Annotated in this window: 14 protein-coding genes and 2 tRNA genes; 14 read left to right on the top strand and 2 right to left on the bottom strand. The window is 42.1% G+C overall.

Annotated elements, in window-relative coordinates; genetic code table 11:
- Positions 1-65 precede the first annotated feature (65 nt).
- From L634_RS0114075 to L634_RS0114105, 7 genes are all read left to right on the top strand, one after another.
- On the top strand, positions 66-1,673 hold the full coding sequence (locus L634_RS0114075) for a putative polysaccharide biosynthesis protein (RefSeq protein ID WP_026583001.1): 1,608 nt from the start codon (positions 66-68) through the stop codon (positions 1,671-1,673).
- An 8-nt stretch (positions 1,674-1,681) separates the two neighbouring features.
- Positions 1,682-3,136, top strand: a complete 1,455-nt coding sequence (mazG, locus tag L634_RS0114080; protein ID WP_026583002.1) for a nucleoside triphosphate pyrophosphohydrolase — start codon at positions 1,682-1,684, stop codon at positions 3,134-3,136.
- A 25-nt stretch (positions 3,137-3,161) separates the two neighbouring features.
- The gene (locus L634_RS0114085; protein WP_026583003.1) at positions 3,162-3,428 is read left to right on the top strand and encodes an RNA-binding S4 domain-containing protein; all 267 of its coding nucleotides are present in this window, start codon (positions 3,162-3,164) and stop codon (positions 3,426-3,428) included.
- Positions 3,429-3,564: 136 nt separating this feature from the next.
- Positions 3,565-3,867, top strand: coding sequence for a sporulation protein YabP (gene yabP, locus L634_RS0114090; protein WP_026583004.1), 303 nt, complete (start codon positions 3,565-3,567; stop codon positions 3,865-3,867).
- Entirely contained in the window at positions 3,864-4,496 is a 633-nt protein-coding gene (gene yabQ, locus L634_RS0114095) for a spore cortex biosynthesis protein YabQ (protein WP_026583005.1), read from the top strand. Before yabP ends, yabQ begins: the two co-directional genes overlap by 4 nt.
- Before the next feature lie 15 nt (positions 4,497-4,511).
- Positions 4,512-4,925, top strand: a complete 414-nt coding sequence (locus L634_RS0114100) for an FtsB family cell division protein (protein WP_026583006.1) — start codon at positions 4,512-4,514, stop codon at positions 4,923-4,925.
- A gap of 83 nt (positions 4,926-5,008) precedes the next feature.
- Positions 5,009-5,464 carry a S1 domain-containing RNA-binding protein gene (locus L634_RS0114105; RefSeq protein ID WP_026583007.1) on the top strand — a complete coding sequence of 152 codons (456 nt, stop codon included), beginning with the start codon at positions 5,009-5,011 and terminating at the stop codon, positions 5,462-5,464.
- 390 nt (positions 5,465-5,854) lie between these two features.
- On the opposite strand, the gene L634_RS0114110 is transcribed toward L634_RS0114105, so the two are convergent.
- Together L634_RS0114110 and L634_RS0114120 are read right to left on the bottom strand one after the other, a co-directional pair.
- A tRNA-Glu gene (locus L634_RS0114110) sits at positions 5,855-5,926 on the bottom strand.
- A gap of 383 nt (positions 5,927-6,309) precedes the next feature.
- Positions 6,310-6,383: transfer RNA gene (locus L634_RS0114120), tRNA-Met, on the bottom strand.
- 438 nt (positions 6,384-6,821) lie between these two features.
- Between L634_RS0114120 and spoIIE the strand changes: the two genes are divergently transcribed.
- From spoIIE to L634_RS0114160, 7 genes are all read left to right on the top strand, one after another.
- Positions 6,822-9,302, top strand: coding sequence for a stage II sporulation protein E (spoIIE, locus tag L634_RS0114130; protein ID WP_026583009.1), 2,481 nt, complete (start codon positions 6,822-6,824; stop codon positions 9,300-9,302).
- Positions 9,303-9,390: 88 nt separating this feature from the next.
- Positions 9,391-10,134, top strand: a complete 744-nt coding sequence (locus tag L634_RS0114135) for a vWA domain-containing protein (protein ID WP_026583010.1) — start codon at positions 9,391-9,393, stop codon at positions 10,132-10,134.
- Complete coding sequence (locus tag L634_RS0114140; RefSeq protein ID WP_026583011.1) at positions 10,103-11,080, top strand: serine/threonine protein kinase; 978 nt, start codon at positions 10,103-10,105, stop codon at positions 11,078-11,080. Before L634_RS0114135 ends, L634_RS0114140 begins: the two co-directional genes overlap by 32 nt.
- 362 nt (positions 11,081-11,442) lie before the next feature.
- A complete protein-coding gene (gene tilS / locus L634_RS0114145) occupies positions 11,443-12,831 on the top strand; it encodes a tRNA lysidine(34) synthetase TilS (RefSeq protein ID WP_026583012.1) in 1,389 nt (462 codons plus the stop codon).
- Positions 12,832-12,851: 20 nt separating this feature from the next.
- Positions 12,852-13,400, top strand: a complete 549-nt coding sequence (gene hpt, locus L634_RS0114150) for a hypoxanthine phosphoribosyltransferase (protein ID WP_026583013.1) — start codon at positions 12,852-12,854, stop codon at positions 13,398-13,400.
- A gap of 144 nt (positions 13,401-13,544) precedes the next feature.
- Positions 13,545-15,536, top strand: a complete 1,992-nt coding sequence (gene ftsH, locus L634_RS0114155; RefSeq protein ID WP_026583014.1) for an ATP-dependent zinc metalloprotease FtsH — start codon at positions 13,545-13,547, stop codon at positions 15,534-15,536.
- Positions 15,537-16,012: 476 nt separating this feature from the next.
- Positions 16,013-16,792: a type III pantothenate kinase gene (locus tag L634_RS0114160; protein WP_026583015.1), complete on the top strand. Its 780-nt coding sequence runs from the start codon at positions 16,013-16,015 to the stop codon at positions 16,790-16,792.
- The last annotated feature ends 21 nt before the right edge of the window (positions 16,793-16,813 follow it).

Below are 16,813 nucleotides of genomic sequence, written 5' to 3' on the forward strand. Positions count from 1 at the left end.
CCATCTGAAGGAGCAGTCCTGATATGCTATAATACATTCGAATTCAATTGGAAGGAGATGGGCAATTGAAGCCCGTTCAAACATCAGGCGATCTATTTAAAGGTGCTTTTATTTTGACGATCGCCGCCCTTGTTACAAAAATTTTAAGTGCTATATACCGTGTGCCTTTTCAAAACATTGTCGGTGATATAGGCTTTTATATTTACCAGCAGGTCTATCCCTTTTATGGGGTTATTTTAGTGTTATCTACATATGGATTTCCTGTCGTGATTTCAAAGCTTTATGCCGAGCAGGCTGCTTTGAAGGAGGAAAAGGAAATTCAAAACTTATTTGTGATTTCTGCCTTTATCCTGACAATAATAGGTTTTATAGGGTTCACCCTGCTGTATTGGGGATCAGACTGGCTGGCTGCCAGAATGAACGATCCGCAGCTTGCTGTTTTGTTGAGGGTGGTTGCATTTGCTTTTCTTATTTTTCCTATTGTCTCGATCTTCAGGGGTTTTTTCCAAGGAAAAGGAGATATGCTGCCCACTGCAGTTTCGCAGGTAGGGGAACAGCTGGTAAGGGTGATAACCATTCTGCTTGCGGCTTTTCTGTTGGTAAGGGAAGGACGTTCTCTTTATATTGTAGGGGGAGGCGCCCTTTTTGGAGCAATCACAGGGGGTTTTACGGCCGTACTTATATTAATTACATTCTTTTATTTAAAACAAAGAAGGAGGCTTCCTTCTTTTATTGAAATTGATTTTAAAAAAAGCGGAAAAATTGCCAAGGCGCTTATGATCCAGGGGTTTGCGATTTGCATTAGCAGCCTTGTTCTCATTTTTATCCAGCTGGCAGATTCACTGAATTTGTATTCACTTCTGTTAGCTTCCGGTTATGAGGGGGGGCAAGCAAAGGAACTGAAAGGTGTGTATGATCGTGGCCAGCCAATTGTACAGCTTGGGATGGTAGTAGCGACGTCGATGTCTTTGTCGCTCGTACCGCTGATTTCCAAAGAAAAAATGAAAAACCAGGCTGATTTTCTTCAAGATAAAATCAGGCTTGCACTTCAAATAGGCATTCTCGTTGGAGCAGCCGCAACAGTGGGCTTATGGACGATCATTGAACCGGCAAATATAATGCTTTTTGAAAATATGTCGGGTTCAGATGTACTATCTGTTCTTAGCCTGTTAATTTTTTTAAGTTCCATGATTATCACCATTACAGCCATATTGCAGGGGCTCGGGTTTATTCTGTATCCTGCGGTAGTAATTGTCCTGGGGTTTGTGATTAAGTATGGCTTGAACGTTCTATTGGTGCCATTGTATGGGACAATTGGGGCTGCGGCTGCCTCTTGCCTTGCACTTGGGGCGGTACTTATGCTTCTTTTCATCAAGCTAAAAAGGTACTTCCGAATATCCCTGATTTCAGCCCGCTTTTTATTTATTATTGGTTCGGCAGCTGCTGTTATGGCCATTGTTTTACAATTGTACCTTGATGCAACAGGATTGTTCGCATCTCCTGAGCGGGACCGCATGTTTGCCGGGTTTCAGGCGTTAAGTGCCGTGGCTCTGGGGGGCTTTATTTATTTGTATATTGTGTTTAAAGGCAATACTTTTAAAGAGGAAGAGCTCGCTATGCTTCCATTTGGAAGCAAACTAATGTTCTTGCTGCCTAAAAAGAATAGGAGATGAAGAAATAAATGAAGAAAATAACGATTCTCGGGCTTGGAGCAGGAGATTTGGACCAGCTTCCTTTAGGAGTCTATAAAAAGATCAGGAATGCAGAAACCCTTTATTTACGTACAAAGGAGCACCCAGTTCTGCGAGACCTTGAGAAAGATGGGCTGGAGTACCAGTCTTTCGACAGTATCTATGAAAAGCATGGCCGATTTGAGGAAGTTTATGAAGAGATCTGTGAAACATTGCTGGAAGCAGCCCTTGACACAGATGTGACATATGCTGTACCTGGCCATCCTCTTGTTGCAGAAAGAACAGTACAGCTGCTGATCGAAAGAGCCCCGCAACAAGACATCGAGATTGACCTTGGCGGCGGGCAAAGTTTCCTCGACCCCCTATTTCAGGCATTGAGAATAGATCCAATAGAAGGATTTCAGCTCCTCGATGGAACTGATTTAAATAGGGATGAAATTGAAGTTGCCCAGCACATTATTATTGGGCAGGTTTATGATCAATTTGTCGCTAGTGATGTCAAGCTGACACTTATGGAAAAGCTTCCTTATGATTATGAGGTTTACATCGTTACGGCTGCCGGCAGCAGGGAAGAAAAAGTGACAAAGGTACCACTGCATGAACTTGACCATGGTATGGAGCTAAATAACTTAACTTCTGTGTATGTGCCTCCTGTGAAGGATGAAACGATTTTATATAAGGAGTTTTCAAAGCTGCGCAGCATCATAGCAGAATTGCGCGGACCGAATGGCTGCCCGTGGGATCTTAAGCAAACCCATGAATCACTAAAAAAATATTTAATTGAAGAAGCATATGAGCTAATTGAAGCGATTGATAATGAAGAAAGCGAACATATGGCAGAAGAGCTTGGAGATGTCCTGCTTCAGGTTATGCTGCATGCCCAAATTGGGGAGGATGAAGGCTATTTCACCATTGATGATGTTATCCAAGGGCTTTCTGAGAAGATGATCCGCCGCCATCCGCACGTTTTTGGAGATGTACAAGCTGAAAATGAAGAGGATGTTTTGAAAAACTGGCAGAGCATTAAGCAAGAAGAAAAAGGTGAAAAGCAGGAATTTATTATGGATTCTATACCTAAATCCTTTCCTAATCTTATGAGAGCTGCAGAAATTCAAAAAAAGGCAGCTAAAGTCGGCTTCGATTGGAAGGAAGTCGAACCTGCCTGGGAGAAAGTGAAGGAAGAGATTTCTGAATTCGAATCTGAGGCAAGAGCTGGCAGCAGCCAAATGGAAGCTGAATTCGGGGATATTTTATTTGCATTGGTTAATATTGCCCGTTTCTACAAAATCGATGCTGAAGAAGCGACTAGAAAGACAAATGAGAAATTCATCCGCCGTTTTTCGTTTGTGGAAGAGCGAGTAAAGATGAGCGGCAGAAGCTTTGAAGATTTTACGCTGGAACAGCTTGATGACTTTTGGAACGAGGCAAAAGCGAAGGGATATTAATGGGAAAACCAGAGGAGTGGCAAAAATGAGATTGGATAAATTTTTAAAAGTATCAAGGCTTATTAAAAGAAGGACACTGGCAAAAGAGGTTTCCGACCAGGGCAGAATAACAATTAACGGACAGCAGGCTAAAGCAAGCTCGACTGTTAAAGTAGGAGATGAGCTTCAAATCCGTTTTGGGCAGAAGCTGGTCACTGTCAAAGTGGAGCAGCTGCAGGAAACCACACGCAAGGAAGAGGCAGCGGAAATGTACAAGATTATCAAGGAAGAGAAAGCTGAAACAGAAGCATAAAAACAGGAATTTATAAACTTCAATAACTGTCTGGATGTGGCGCCTTGCGCTTTTCTAATTGGCTTGTTCTAATTTCATTTTCCTATTCATAAACATGTACAAAAAGGTTGTACTATGTGATTGCGGGGGATGAATAATGAGCCAATATTATGAGTCAAGTTCAAACAAAGTGAATACCCAGGAACATGATGTTATCATGAGAGGCAGAAGGCTTCTGGATATCACAGGGGTTAAACAGGTTGAAAGTTTTGATAATGAAGAGTTCTTGCTGGAAACGGTGATGGGGTTCCTGGCGATTAGAGGGCAGAATCTGCAGATGAAAAACCTGGATGTGGACAAGGGAATTGTTTCCATCAAAGGAAAGGTATTTGACCTCGTTTATATAGACGATCAGAATGGAGATAAAGCTAAAGGTTTCTTTAGCAAGTTATTCCGATGACACTGACCACTCAATTTATGACCATGCTGGCCATGATTGGCATGGGAAGTGTTTTTGGGGCTGCCCTTGATACCTATAATCGTTTCCTTATGAGAACCAAGCGGAAAAGCTGGATTGTCTTTATTAATGACATCCTTTTTTGGCTGCTACAGGGATTGGCTATCTTTTATATTTTATTCCTGGTTAATAAAGGTGAACTGAGGTTTTATATTTTTGTTGCCTTGCTTTGCGGATTTGCTGCTTATCAAAGCTTATTTAAAAAAGTGTATTTGCGGGTATTGGAGATTTCCATCAGAATGGCTATCTCCATATACCGCTTTTTAGTTAAGGCATTTACTTTAGTCATTTATAGACCCATCCAAGGGCTTATAACTGCGTTAATTGCTATCAGTGTTATGCTTGGGAAGGGGATTTATTCCCTTTTAAAGGTAATCTTAAAGGTCCTTTGGCTTACTGTGAAGGTGGGATTTATGCCTGTCAAATGGCTTTTGTCACTTTTGTGGAAACTTTTGCCGAAAAATATTAAAAAATCCGTCGAGAAGTTATATAATAAATTGGCAGGATATTTACAGCAAACAAAGAATTATGTTTTAAAGTGGATCTCAAAATGGAAAAAGCATAAAGAGTAAGGAGGGAATGCGAAAGTGAGTGTCAGCAAGAAAAAGAATGTAGCCAAAATGGAAACAAGCTATGTCAGACAGCAGGAAGCGGCAGAGATCAGTGCGGGCCGGAGAAAAAAGCTTTTATTTAGAAGATTAGCAGCATTTTTTACAATGGCAGCCGCCATTTCTGTTTTTATGATCTCCACACTCGTTTCGCAGTCTGCTGCTCTGGAAAGTAAAGTGGAAGAAAAGAATCGGCTGGACAAAGAGCTGGCTGAATTAAAGAAAAAGGAAGTCATTCTTGAGGAAGAAATTGTAAAGCTCAATGATGATGAATATATCGCTAAGCTTGCCAGGAAAGACTATTTCTTATCTGACAATAATGAAATTATTTTTAGCCTCCCTGAAGAGACAGAAAATGAAAAGAAAAAGGATAAGGAAAAATCAGCTGACTAGAGGCTGTATTGACACTCTTTTTTTTGATTCTGTATAATATATAGAAAGTATGATTTATATCTTTCAAGGAGGAAATTTTTTTAATGTCAATCGAAGTAGGCAGCAAGTTACAAGGAAAGGTCACAGGTATCACAAATTTCGGAGCTTTTGTGGAGCTGCCGGAAGGCTCAACCGGTCTGGTGCACATAAGTGAAGTCGCAGACAATTATGTAAAAGATATTAATGATCACCTAAAAGTAGGTGACGTGGTCGAAGTAAAAGTCATTAATGTCGAAAAGGATGGCAAGATCGGTTTATCCATCAAAAAGGCGAAAGACCGTCCTGAGCGATCTGATAGACCTGAAAGAGGCGACAGGAAAGAATTCAGAGGACATTCTAATTCTGGCCGTCCTCGTCATGGCAGAACAAATGATAACCGCTCTAAAGAAAATTTTGAAGCCAAAATGGCTCGTTTTTTAAAGGATAGCGAAGATCGCCTGTCATCATTAAAACGCCACACTGAATCCAAGCGTGGAGGAAGAGGCGCAAGACGAGGATAACTTGCTGCTGTTCGTGATATATATCAGGAAAAAGCAAGTCCGTTTAGGGCTTGTTTTTTTGTTGTCTAGGAAATTATAAAATTATGTGAATAACTTTGTGAAAAGTTGTCTGCATCTAGCTCCAGCGCCTAGCCCCTCGGGTCATAAGCCAAATCACTCCAGAAATCAGGACAAGGAAGGCTTCGGCAGCGATACATCGCCTGACCAAAGCGAGCTTTGGTAGGTTTCCTGCGTGATTCGTCTTATGCCTGTCGGACTTGCACAGGACGTGGCGGTTTTTAGCTGAAGTTCCTATGTCAAGGCGCTTCAGCTTTTGTTCTTTTTCTTAAAAATATCCCCTATATAACGCTATCAAAAAAACGCCAGCCTAAGGCTGACGCTTCTTTGAAATGACCCGTACGGGATTCGAACCCGTGTTACCGCCGTGAAAGGGCGGTGTCTTAACCGCTTGACCAACGGGCCTTGGTAAGATTAATTGTATTTTAACATTCCAGCTTCAGCGCGTAGGGGATCTGTCAAAAAGGTAAAGTACAACCTTTCTGCCATCTTGTCTTATGCTTGTCGCCCCTGGGCAACACGCTTCCGCATCCTATGATGTCCAGCTTCAGCGCCTACCCCCTCGAGGTCACAAGCCGATCCTCCCATAAAGGTAAAGAACACCTTTCCGTGAGGATCGGCTTGTGCTTGTCGGGGGTGACCAAGGCGCTTCCGCATTTCAGTAGTCCAGCTTCAGCGTGTAGGGGCTCGAGGTCATAAGCCAATCTGTCAAAAAGGTAAAGTACAACCTTTCTGCCATCTTGTCTTATGCTTGTCGCCCCTGGGCAACACGCTTCCGCATCCTATGATAGCGGCGGAGGGGATCGAACCCCCGACCTCACGGGTATGAACCGTACGCTCTAGCCAGCTGAGCTACACCGCCATATTTTTAATAGATTAACAGTGTGCCTCAAAGCACAAGATTTATAATACAAAGTTTTAAAAAGGAAGTCAATAAGATATTTAAAGAAATATGTCGCAAATCTTCACAGAGACTTCGTCAATTTTTTCCAAATGGTTGATTTTCCGGAAACTGGACTTTTTGGGTTCTCTCACTATTTCTGTTATTCAGGGAAATGTCTTTAACAAAAAGGCTGTGTTAAAGCTGAATGTTCTTTATAGCATTCTGTTGATTGAGCGGAAATCAGCAATCAAGTTTAACAGAGCCACCAAAAAAGGCTTTAAATATTGTTATCTAATCCCATATATGGTGGAAAACCGTCGAACGAAAAACCGAGGCTTGTCCGCTATTTTGACAAACTTTTGAGTGCGGGGCTTTTATAATTGTCAGCAACGATAAAAATATGGGGAGTGTAGTTTAATGGAAAAGGTAGAAAGGAATGTAATAGAGCCGATCGGAGATGTGCCATTTAACAAACCGAAACTGGAATTTGCCAAAGGCTTAAAAAAACTCCAATCAGGGTTGGAGAATTTCTTTCTTAAAAAAGGCTATGTTCTGTTGATCATTGGCTTTTTGCTTGGAAGAGCCTTGATATTAGCGAAACTAACCCCTTTTAGCCTTCCGTTTTTTGCAGCGGTTTACTTTATACGAAGAGATAAAGCGCCGCTCGCATTAGTTGGATTGATAGCTGGTGCTGCGACTTTATCCATATCAAATGCCGTATCTGCATTTGGGATTGCGTTTATATTCTTATTTGCTTTCCGGGTTTCAAAAAAGTGGCTTCATAATGAAATAAAGGCCTTGCCCTTTTATGTTTTCTTCACCCTATTAGCAGGAAAGCTGCTGGAGGCCTTTATTATGAAGGGCCAGCTGACTCTGTACGATGGTATGATGGCTGGAGTAGAGTCCAGCCTTGGCTTTATATTAACTCTTATTTTTCTGCAAGGGCTGCCTTTGCTATCCATTAATAAACGGAGGCAATCACTGAAAACGGAAGAAATTGTCTGCCTGATTATCATACTGGCTTCTGTTATGACAGGAACAATAGGATGGACAGTCTATGATCTATCTGTGGAGCATATTATGTCACGCTATCTTGTCCTGCTGTTTGCTTTTGTGGCAGGTGCAACGGTTGGATCTACTGTAGGAGTCGTAACCGGATTAATCTTCTCCTTAGCTAATATATCAAGTTTCTATCATATGAGTTTGCTTGCTTTTTCAGGCCTGCTTGGAGGCCTTTTAAAAGAAGGCAAAAAATTCGGTGTTGCATTTGGGCTTCTAATCGCTACTCTTCTCATGGGCATGTATGGAGAAGGAAGCGCAAACTTAATGAAGACCCTGTCAGAAACAGGCGCTGCCATTCTCTTATTTCTGTTAACTCCACAGGCTTTAACTGTAAAATTATCAAAGCATATACCCGGAACACCTGAATATGCCGCAGAGCAGCAGCAGTATATGCGAAAGATGCGGGATGTTACTGCACAGCGGGTTGCGCAGTTTTCCAGTGTATTTCAAGCACTGTCTAAAAGCTTTTCATCTCATGATCAGCCGTCAGAGCGGGAGGAAGATCATGATAGAGAAATGGATTATTTCTTAAGCAATGTAACGGAAAAGACGTGCCAGACGTGTTTTAAGAAAGAACATTGCTGGACAAAGAACTTTAATACAACCTATGAATATATGATGGATATTATGCATGATGTTGACGATAATCAAGGTTCTCTTTCCCCAAAACTTGCAAGGGAATGGGAAAAATACTGCACGAGATCCAAGAAAGTGACTGAAGCAGTACAGCAGGAATTAACCTATTTTAAAGCAAACCAAAAACTGAAGAAGCAGGTACAGGAGAGCAGAAGGCTTGTGGCCGACCAGTTAATGGGCGTTTCAGAAGTAATGGGCGATTTTGCAAAGGAGATTCAGAGGGAACGTGAAAACCATCATAAACAGGAAGAGCAGATCCTGGAGGCGCTTCAGGAATTTGGCATTCATATTGAGCAAGTTGAAATATACAGCCTTGAACAAGGAAATGTCGATATTGATATGACCATTCCGTACTGCCAGGGTCACGGGGAATGTGAAAAACTGATTGCTCCGATGCTATCTGATATTCTTGGAGAAACCATTCTAGTAAATTCAGAGGAATGCGCTTCATTTCCAAATGGTTTTTGCCATGTAACCTTCCGCTCAGCTAAGGCATTTGCAGTGGAAACAGGCGTTGCCCATGCAGCGAAAGATGGCGGTTTTATTTCAGGAGACAGTTATTCAACTATAGAGCTGGGCTGCGGAAAGTATGCCATTGCCATCAGTGATGGAATGGGCAATGGGGAACGCGCTCATGCTGAAAGTAAAGAAACGCTTAAATTGCTCCAAAAAATACTTCAATCCGGAATCGAGGAGCAAGTAGCAATCAAGTCAGTAAACTCTGTACTATCTTTGAGAACAACAGATGAAATTTTTTCAACCTTGGACTTGGCGATGATTGATTTGCAAAATGCTGATGCAAAATTTTTGAAGATTGGATCAACCCCGAGCTTTGTGAAAAGAGGCCACAAGGTAATGAAAATTCAGGCCAGCAATCTTCCGATGGGGATTATCCAGGAATTTGATGTAGATGTGGTAAGCGAGCAGCTGAAAGCCGGAGACTTATTAATTATGATGAGTGATGGCGTTTTTGAGGGACCGAGGCATGTTGAGAATTTTGATTTATGGATGAAGCGGAAAATTACAGAGCTAAAGACAGATGATCCTCAAGAAGTGGCAGATTTAATTATGGAAGAAGTGATCAGATCCCGATCTGGTAATATTGAAGATGATATGACTGTAGTGGTTTCAAAAATCAAACATAATACACCTAAATGGACAAGCATTCCAGTTCATGCCATCCGCCAGAAAGCCAACTGAATAATTTGCTCAAAACGAAGACAAGTTATGTATAATTCCCCTCTTTTCAGTCAAAAATGGTAACAACTCAGATGTGGAGGGGAGTTTCATGAAAACAGGAACACTTAAGCAAATCTTGCTGATAACGGACGGTTGCTCGAATCAAGGTGAAGATCCCATTGCAATGGCTGCTCTGGCGAAGGAGCAGGGGATTACTGTAAATGTAATTGGAGTTATGGAACACGATGTAATTGATGAACAAGGAATGAATGAAATCGAAGGGATTGCCATGTCTGGCGGCGGCGTCAGCCAGGTAGTCTACGCTCAAGCATTATCTCAGACAGTGCAAATGGTTACAAGGAAAGCGATGACCCAAACTCTTCAGGGAGTTGTGAACAAGGAACTTCAGCAAATTCTAGGCGGATCAAAAACAATGGAAGACCTTCCTCCTGATCAACGCGGCGAAGTCATGGAGGTAGTTGATGAACTAGGCGAAACAGTCGAGCTGGAAGTATTGGTGCTGGTTGACACAAGTGCGAGTATGAAACATAAGCTTCCAACGGTAAAAGAGGCGCTGCTTGATTTATCCTTAAGCCTTAATGCCCGTTCCGGTGATAACCGCTTTTCTGTTTTTGTATTTCCCGGGAAAAAGAAAGATGTCGAAAAACTGCTGGACTGGACGCCTAAGCTTGAGTCTCTCACCAGTATTTTTGCAAAGCTGACAACAGGCGGGATTACGCCAACCGGTCCTGCCATCCGTGAGGCATTGACCTATTTTAAGAAAAAACACTCATTAAGGAGTCTGCTTTCCCGTGATGATGATGATGAATCATTCTTTGAAGAGTCAGTGTAAAGTAAACCCTGGAACCGTAATCGAAGGAAAGTGGCACCGCAACCGTTATACAATCGTAAAGGAACTGGGTTTTGGTGCAAATGGGATTGTATATCTGGCCAAAGGCCAAAATCAGCAGGTTGCTTTGAAAATGAGCGATAACGGGATGTCCATAACTTCTGAAGTGAACGTCCTTAAATCCTTTGCAAAGGTCCAAGGCTCTGCCCTCGGGCCTTCTTTGCTTGATGTGGATGATTGGGAAAGAAAAAGCGGAAAAGTCTCCTTCTATGTGATGGAGTATATTCAAGGTCCTGATTTGCTGGCGTTTATTGCACAAAAGGGACCTTCATGGACAGGTGTTTTAATCGTCCAGCTGCTAAGAGATTTGGAATCATTGCACAAAAGCGGGTGGGTCTTTGGCGATTTAAAGCCAGATAATTTGATTGTAACGGGACCTCCGCCAAAAATCCGTACAATTGATGTGGGAGGAACAACCATCCGGGGAAGGGCCATTAAAGAGTTTACCGAGTTTTATGACAGAGGGTATTGGGGACTTGGAACAAGGAAGGCCGATCCTGCTTACGATCTTTTCGCTGTGGCGATGATTTTGATTAACACTGCCTACCCGAAAAGGTTCAGCAAAACCACAGGTGATCTAAAACAGCTTAAAATGATGGTTCGGCAAAAGAAAGAGCTGATGAAATATGAGGATGTCATTTTAAAAGCGCTTCAAGGCCATTATGCCTCTGCTGATATAATGAGAAATGATATGCTTCAGCTTACACGCCCAAATTCAAGGCATAGCAATGCATCAAACAGAAAAGCTGGACAATCAGCGACCCGGCAGCCTGCCAGCCGCCAGGCTTACGTCCAAAGAAATAAAAAGGGCAGCTTTATGGAAACGGTCTCAATTGTCCTAATTGTAACCCTCCTTTATTTCTTCTATATTTATGGGCAGCTTCTTTAAATTTTTTCGAAAAATGAAACCTTTTATAGGTTAAACCGTATATAAAGTTTACATATTCCCTTTTGATATTTGTCCTGCATTAACGGGCGGTGAGATCCCCATGCGGCCAAATTGTAAAGAGAATTCTTAATGGGAGCCAGCTGTACATAATAGCCCTTATCAAAGGTCAGATTGTCCGATGTATTGCTGCCTTGTTCTGGTTTGCCCCGGATCGTGCTGGCCATAACCATCAGAAAGAAAAGCACCCGCTTATATAAGTTTCACTTTATGGGAAAAAATGATATGCTTTTTTATGCACAAGGATTATATGTACCACGGCAAGGGTAAAGAAAAATATATTTATAAATGTAAGGAAGTAGCCTATGCTCGAAGAAAAAGTAAGAGCTTTCCTTAAGAGACAGGGTATTGAACTAAATAATAAGCAGCTCTTGGTTGGAGTCTCGGGAGGACCTGATTCGATGGCCCTGCTCCATTACCTATGGAGCTTTAAAGATCAATACAATATAGGGCTAATTGCTGCTCATGTCGATCATATGTTCAGGGGCGAAGAATCCTTCGAGGATGCCATGTTTGTTAAGGAGTATTGCAAAGAAAGGGAAATTCCCTTTGAAATGGAGCAAATCAATGTACCTGAGCATATAGAGAAGACGGGAAAGAGTTCCCAAACAGCAGCGAGAGATTGCAGATACGGTTTCTTTCGAAAGATCGGAATAAAGTATGATGTGGATTACATTGCTCTGGGACACCATGGAGATGACCAGATAGAAACCATATTAATGCGGTTAACAAGGGGAAGTACCGGGAAAGCTAGAGCAGGAATGCCTTTTAGGCGTCCATTTGGGGATTTCAGCATTATTCGCCCCTTTCTATGCTTGAATAGAAATGAAATTGAACAATATTGCCTTGAAACAGGTCTGAACCCCCGGAGGGATCCCAGCAATGAAAAAGGAATATATAGCCGAAACCGCTTCAGAAAAGAAGTGCTCCCGTTCCTGAGAAAGGAGAACCCTCAGGTACATGAGCATTTTCAAAGATTTAGTGAAGATTTGCAAAGTGATGAAGCTTATCTGCAGGAATTAACTGTCCAAAAGATGAATACAGTAATGAAAAAGAAGGCAGATGGGGAAATTAGCTTGGATATCGATGCTTTTGCGGCAATGCCAATGCCTTTACAAAGAAGAGGGATTCAACTAATATTAAACTATCTTTATGAGGAAAAGCCTGCATCTTTATCTGCAGCACATATAGAGAGCATTTTTTCCTTATTGAAAAGTCCTCATCCATCGGGAAAGCTAAATTTTCCAAACGATTTACATATTGTACGCTCCTACCGGCAATGCCATTTCCGATTCCCGAAGGAACCTGTACAATCCTATCGATTTGAAGTCTTCGAACCTGCAATTATTCAACTCCCAAATGGCGGATCCATTATATTTGAATATACTGACTGTCCTGATGGAAATCTAAACAATGATGTCTTGCTTCTAGACAGGGAAGATATCTCTCTTCCGCTTATTGTAAGGACGAGAAAAACTGGAGACCGCATGACTCTTAAAGGAATGCAGGGAACCAAAAAGATAAAGGACATTTTCATTGATAAAAAAATACCGCTGCAGGAAAGGGAAACTTGGCCGATTATAACAGATCGGCATGACCGCATCTTATGGGTTCCAAGTTTGAAAAAGTCACATGATGCCGCGCAGCCAAAAACTGATGCTAGCTATATTATTTTAAAATACATAAAGCAATGATCTTCTAGGGGGCACAATAAATGATGAAAAATGATATTGAAAAAGTATTAATTTCGGAAGAGGAGCTGCAGGATAAAATCAAATCCCTTGCTGCTGAACTTACTGAAGAGTACAAGGATCGATTCCCGCTGGCAATTGGTGTTTTGAAAGGGGCAATGCCATTCATGAGCGACCTTTTAAAGCGTGTAGATACATACCTTGAGATGGATTTCATGGATGTGTCCAGCTACGGAAATGCAATGGTTTCTTCAGGTGAAGTGAAAATTCTAAAAGACCTTGATACCTCTGTAGAAGGCAGAGATATTCTTATTATTGAGGATATTATCGACAGCGGTTTGACGCTTAGCTATCTTGTTGAACTTTTCCGTTACAGAAAAGCGAAAAGCATTAAGATTGTAACCCTGCTTGACAAGCCGACAGGCAGAAAAGCTGATATCAAAGCGGACTATGTAGGCTTTATTGTTCCTGATGAGTTTGTTGTAGGCTATGGTCTGGATTACGCTGAAAAGTACCGTAATCTTCCTTATATTGGAGTTCTTAAGCCAGAGGTATACAGTAATAATGAGTAAGTAAATCATAAGAAGTATTACTAAGTTTAAGCCCTTTACTGAAACAAGAAAACACCCGGTTTTGAAAAGTCTAATTCCTTGTATTGGCACGATTTTCTATGATACTATACACTATAGTTTGTTTACCGTGGGAGGAGGTAAGGGATGAATCGGATCTTCCGGAATACCATCTTTTATTTATTAATATTTTTAGTCATTATTGGGGTTGTCAGCTTCTTTAACGGCAACAATGAACCTACAGAGCACATCTCTTATAATAAATTTGTTGAACACTTAGAAGGCGGCGAAATTACGTCCATTTCGCTTCAGCCTGAGAGAGGTGTTTTTGAGGTACGGGGACAGCTTGAAGGATATGAAGAAGGGAAATACTTTCTGACATATATCATGAACAATGATAGTATCCTTGACCGAGTTGACCAATTAGCTCAAACTTCGGATGTTGAGGTAATGCCTGCTAAGGAAACGAGCGGCTGGGTAACGTTCTTTACTTCAATCATACCTTTCATCATTATCTTTATTTTATTCTTCTTCCTGCTGAACCAAGCGCAGGGCGGAGGAAGCCGAGTAATGAACTTCGGCAAAAGCAAAGCCAAGCTTTATGATGAAAGCAAAAAGAAAGTTCGCTTTAAAGATGTAGCAGGAGCGGATGAGGAAAAGCAGGAGCTTGTTGAGGTTGTTGAGTTCCTAAAGGACCCTCGCAAGTTTGCTGAATTAGGGGCAAGAATCCCTAAAGGGGTGCTTCTTGTTGGACCTCCGGGAACTGGTAAAACTTTACTTGCACGTGCAGCTGCCGGTGAAGCGGGTGTGCCGTTCTTCTCCATCAGCGGTTCTGATTTCGTAGAAATGTTCGTGGGTGTGGGTGCTTCCCGTGTCCGTGACTTGTTTGAGAATGCTAAAAAGAATGCTCCATGTATCATTTTTATTGATGAAATTGATGCAGTTGGGCGCCAGCGCGGTGCTGGGCTTGGGGGCGGCCATGATGAACGCGAGCAGACCCTTAACCAGCTTCTAGTTGAAATGGATGGATTCGGAGCTAATGAAGGCATTATTATCATTGCTGCAACGAACCGTCCGGACATTCTTGACCCGGCATTATTGCGCCCGGGACGTTTTGACAGACAAATTACGGTTGACCGTCCTGATGTCAAAGGCCGTGAAGCTGTACTTAAAGTACATGCCCGCAATAAGCCTTTAGATGAATCGGTCAACTTAAAGAGCATTGCTATGCGTACTCCGGGCTTTTCAGGTGCAGACCTTGAAAACCTATTGAATGAGGCAGCGCTTGTAGCAGCCCGCCGAAATAAGAAAAAAGTGGATATGGAAGATATTGACGAAGCAACAGACCGTGTAATTGCAGGACCAGCCAAGAAAAGCCGAGTTATCTCCGAGAAGGAAAGAAACATCGTTGCTTTCCACGAAGCTGGCCATACGGTTATTGGCTTAGTGCTTGATGAGGCTGAAATGGTCCATAAAGTAACGATTGTACCACGTGGGCAGGCTGGCGGTTATGCTGTTATGCTTCCGAAAGAAGATCGCTATTTCCAAACCAAGCCTGAGCTTCTAGATAAAATTGTCGGCTTGCTGGGCGGACGTGTAGCAGAAGAAATCGTGTTCGGCGAAGTAAGTACAGGCGCCCATAATGATTTCCAGCGTGCGACAAATATTGCCCGCCGCATGGTTACCGAATTTGGGATGAGCGATAAGCTTGGACCGCTGCAATTCGGACAGTCACAGGGCGGCCAGGTCTTCCTAGGACGTGACTTCCATAATGAACAAAACTATTCAGATGCAATTGCGTATGAAATTGATCTTGAAATACAGCGTATCATTAAGGAATGTTATGAGAGAGCGAAAAATCTCTTAACTGAAAACCGTGATAAGCTGAATTTGATTGCCAATACATTGCTTAAAGTGGAAACACTTGATGCTGAACAAATCAAGCATTTGTCGGAGCATGGCAAGCTGCCTGACCGTACAGTGGCTTCCATTGAGAGTTCTGATGATGTTAAAGTAAATATAAGCATTAAAAAAGATGATCCTGCCGAATCAGGAGAAATCCCGGAGACAAGGGAAGGTTCAAGTCCTGCAGAAGCGGATACGCCTCCAGCGATTGATGAGGAACATAAGGATAAATAAGAAAAAGCGCCTTTGGGCGCTTTTTTCTTTTCAAAAGATAAGAAAGTATCACTTTGAACTTCGATAACTGTCTAGCTCCGGCACCCTATCGACNCGGCGTGCTTCCCTCACCTCGTCTACGACGACGCACAGGATGTGCTAGTAAGGCGAGGCGCACAGGACGTGCGCGTTTCCGAGCGTTATAAGTCAACATCGAATCGCTATCGCTCTTCGTGTTTCCTTTATCTCACAATAAGGAACTCAGACTAAAAGCGCCACGTCCTGTGGCAACGTCTGAGTGACCCACGTCGTGTGGGCCTCAGTCCACCACGTCCGTCGATGGGCAAGGGTGCCTCCGCTTTTCTTGTGACCAATACCCTTCAACCAGACAATAGTATTTCCTATTACACGAAACAATAGGAGTTATGATATGATGTTTTCAGTGTATAAAAATAAAGCGTTTGCGCTTTTTAAATAAAAATAAAGTGGTGAGAATGTTGATCTTTGTTTTTGATGTAGGAAATACAAATATAGTTCTCGGTGTCTATGACCAGGATGAATTAAAACATCATTGGAGAATTGAAACAAACCGCAACAAAACAGAGGATGAATATGGAATGATCGTCAAGTCTCTGTTTGAGCATGTAAATCTTTCTTTTTCTGATATAGATGGCATTATTATTTCCTCGGTTGTACCTCCAATTATGTTTTCACTGGAAAGAATGTGCCAAAAATATTTTCATGTTAAGCCTCTTGTAGTTGGTCCCGGAATAAAAACAGGGCTTAATATAAAATATGAAAATCCAAGAGAAGTAGGGGCTGACCGCATTGTCAATGCTGTGGCAGCCATTCATGAATATGGAAGCCCTCTTGTAATTGTCGATTTCGGCACAGCCACTACCTATTGTTATATAAATGAAAACAAGCAATATATGGGCGGTGCAATTGCTCCAGGCATCGGGATTTCAACTGAAGCCCTCTACTCGCGGGCAGCCAAGCTTCCAAGAATTGAAATTGCCCGTCCTGACCATATTGTAGGGAAAAACACGGTTGCTGCCATGCAGGCAGGGATTCTTTATGGTTATGTTGGACAAGTTGAAGGTATAGTTAAGAGAATGAAGGACCAGGCAGCCGAAAGCCCGAAGGTAATAGCAACCGGAGGATTGGCCGGCCTCATTGCACAAGAGTCGAATATCATTGATGTAGTTGATCCATTTTTAACCTTAAAGGGATTGCAGATTATTTATAAACGAAATATGGAAACCCTAAGAAAATAGCACGTTAGTTTAAAAAAGAGC

It is taken from the genome of Bacillus sp. J33, from assembly GCF_000518885.1.
In the GTDB taxonomy this organism is placed as follows: Bacteria; Bacillota; Bacilli; order Bacillales; family Cytobacillaceae; genus Cytobacillus.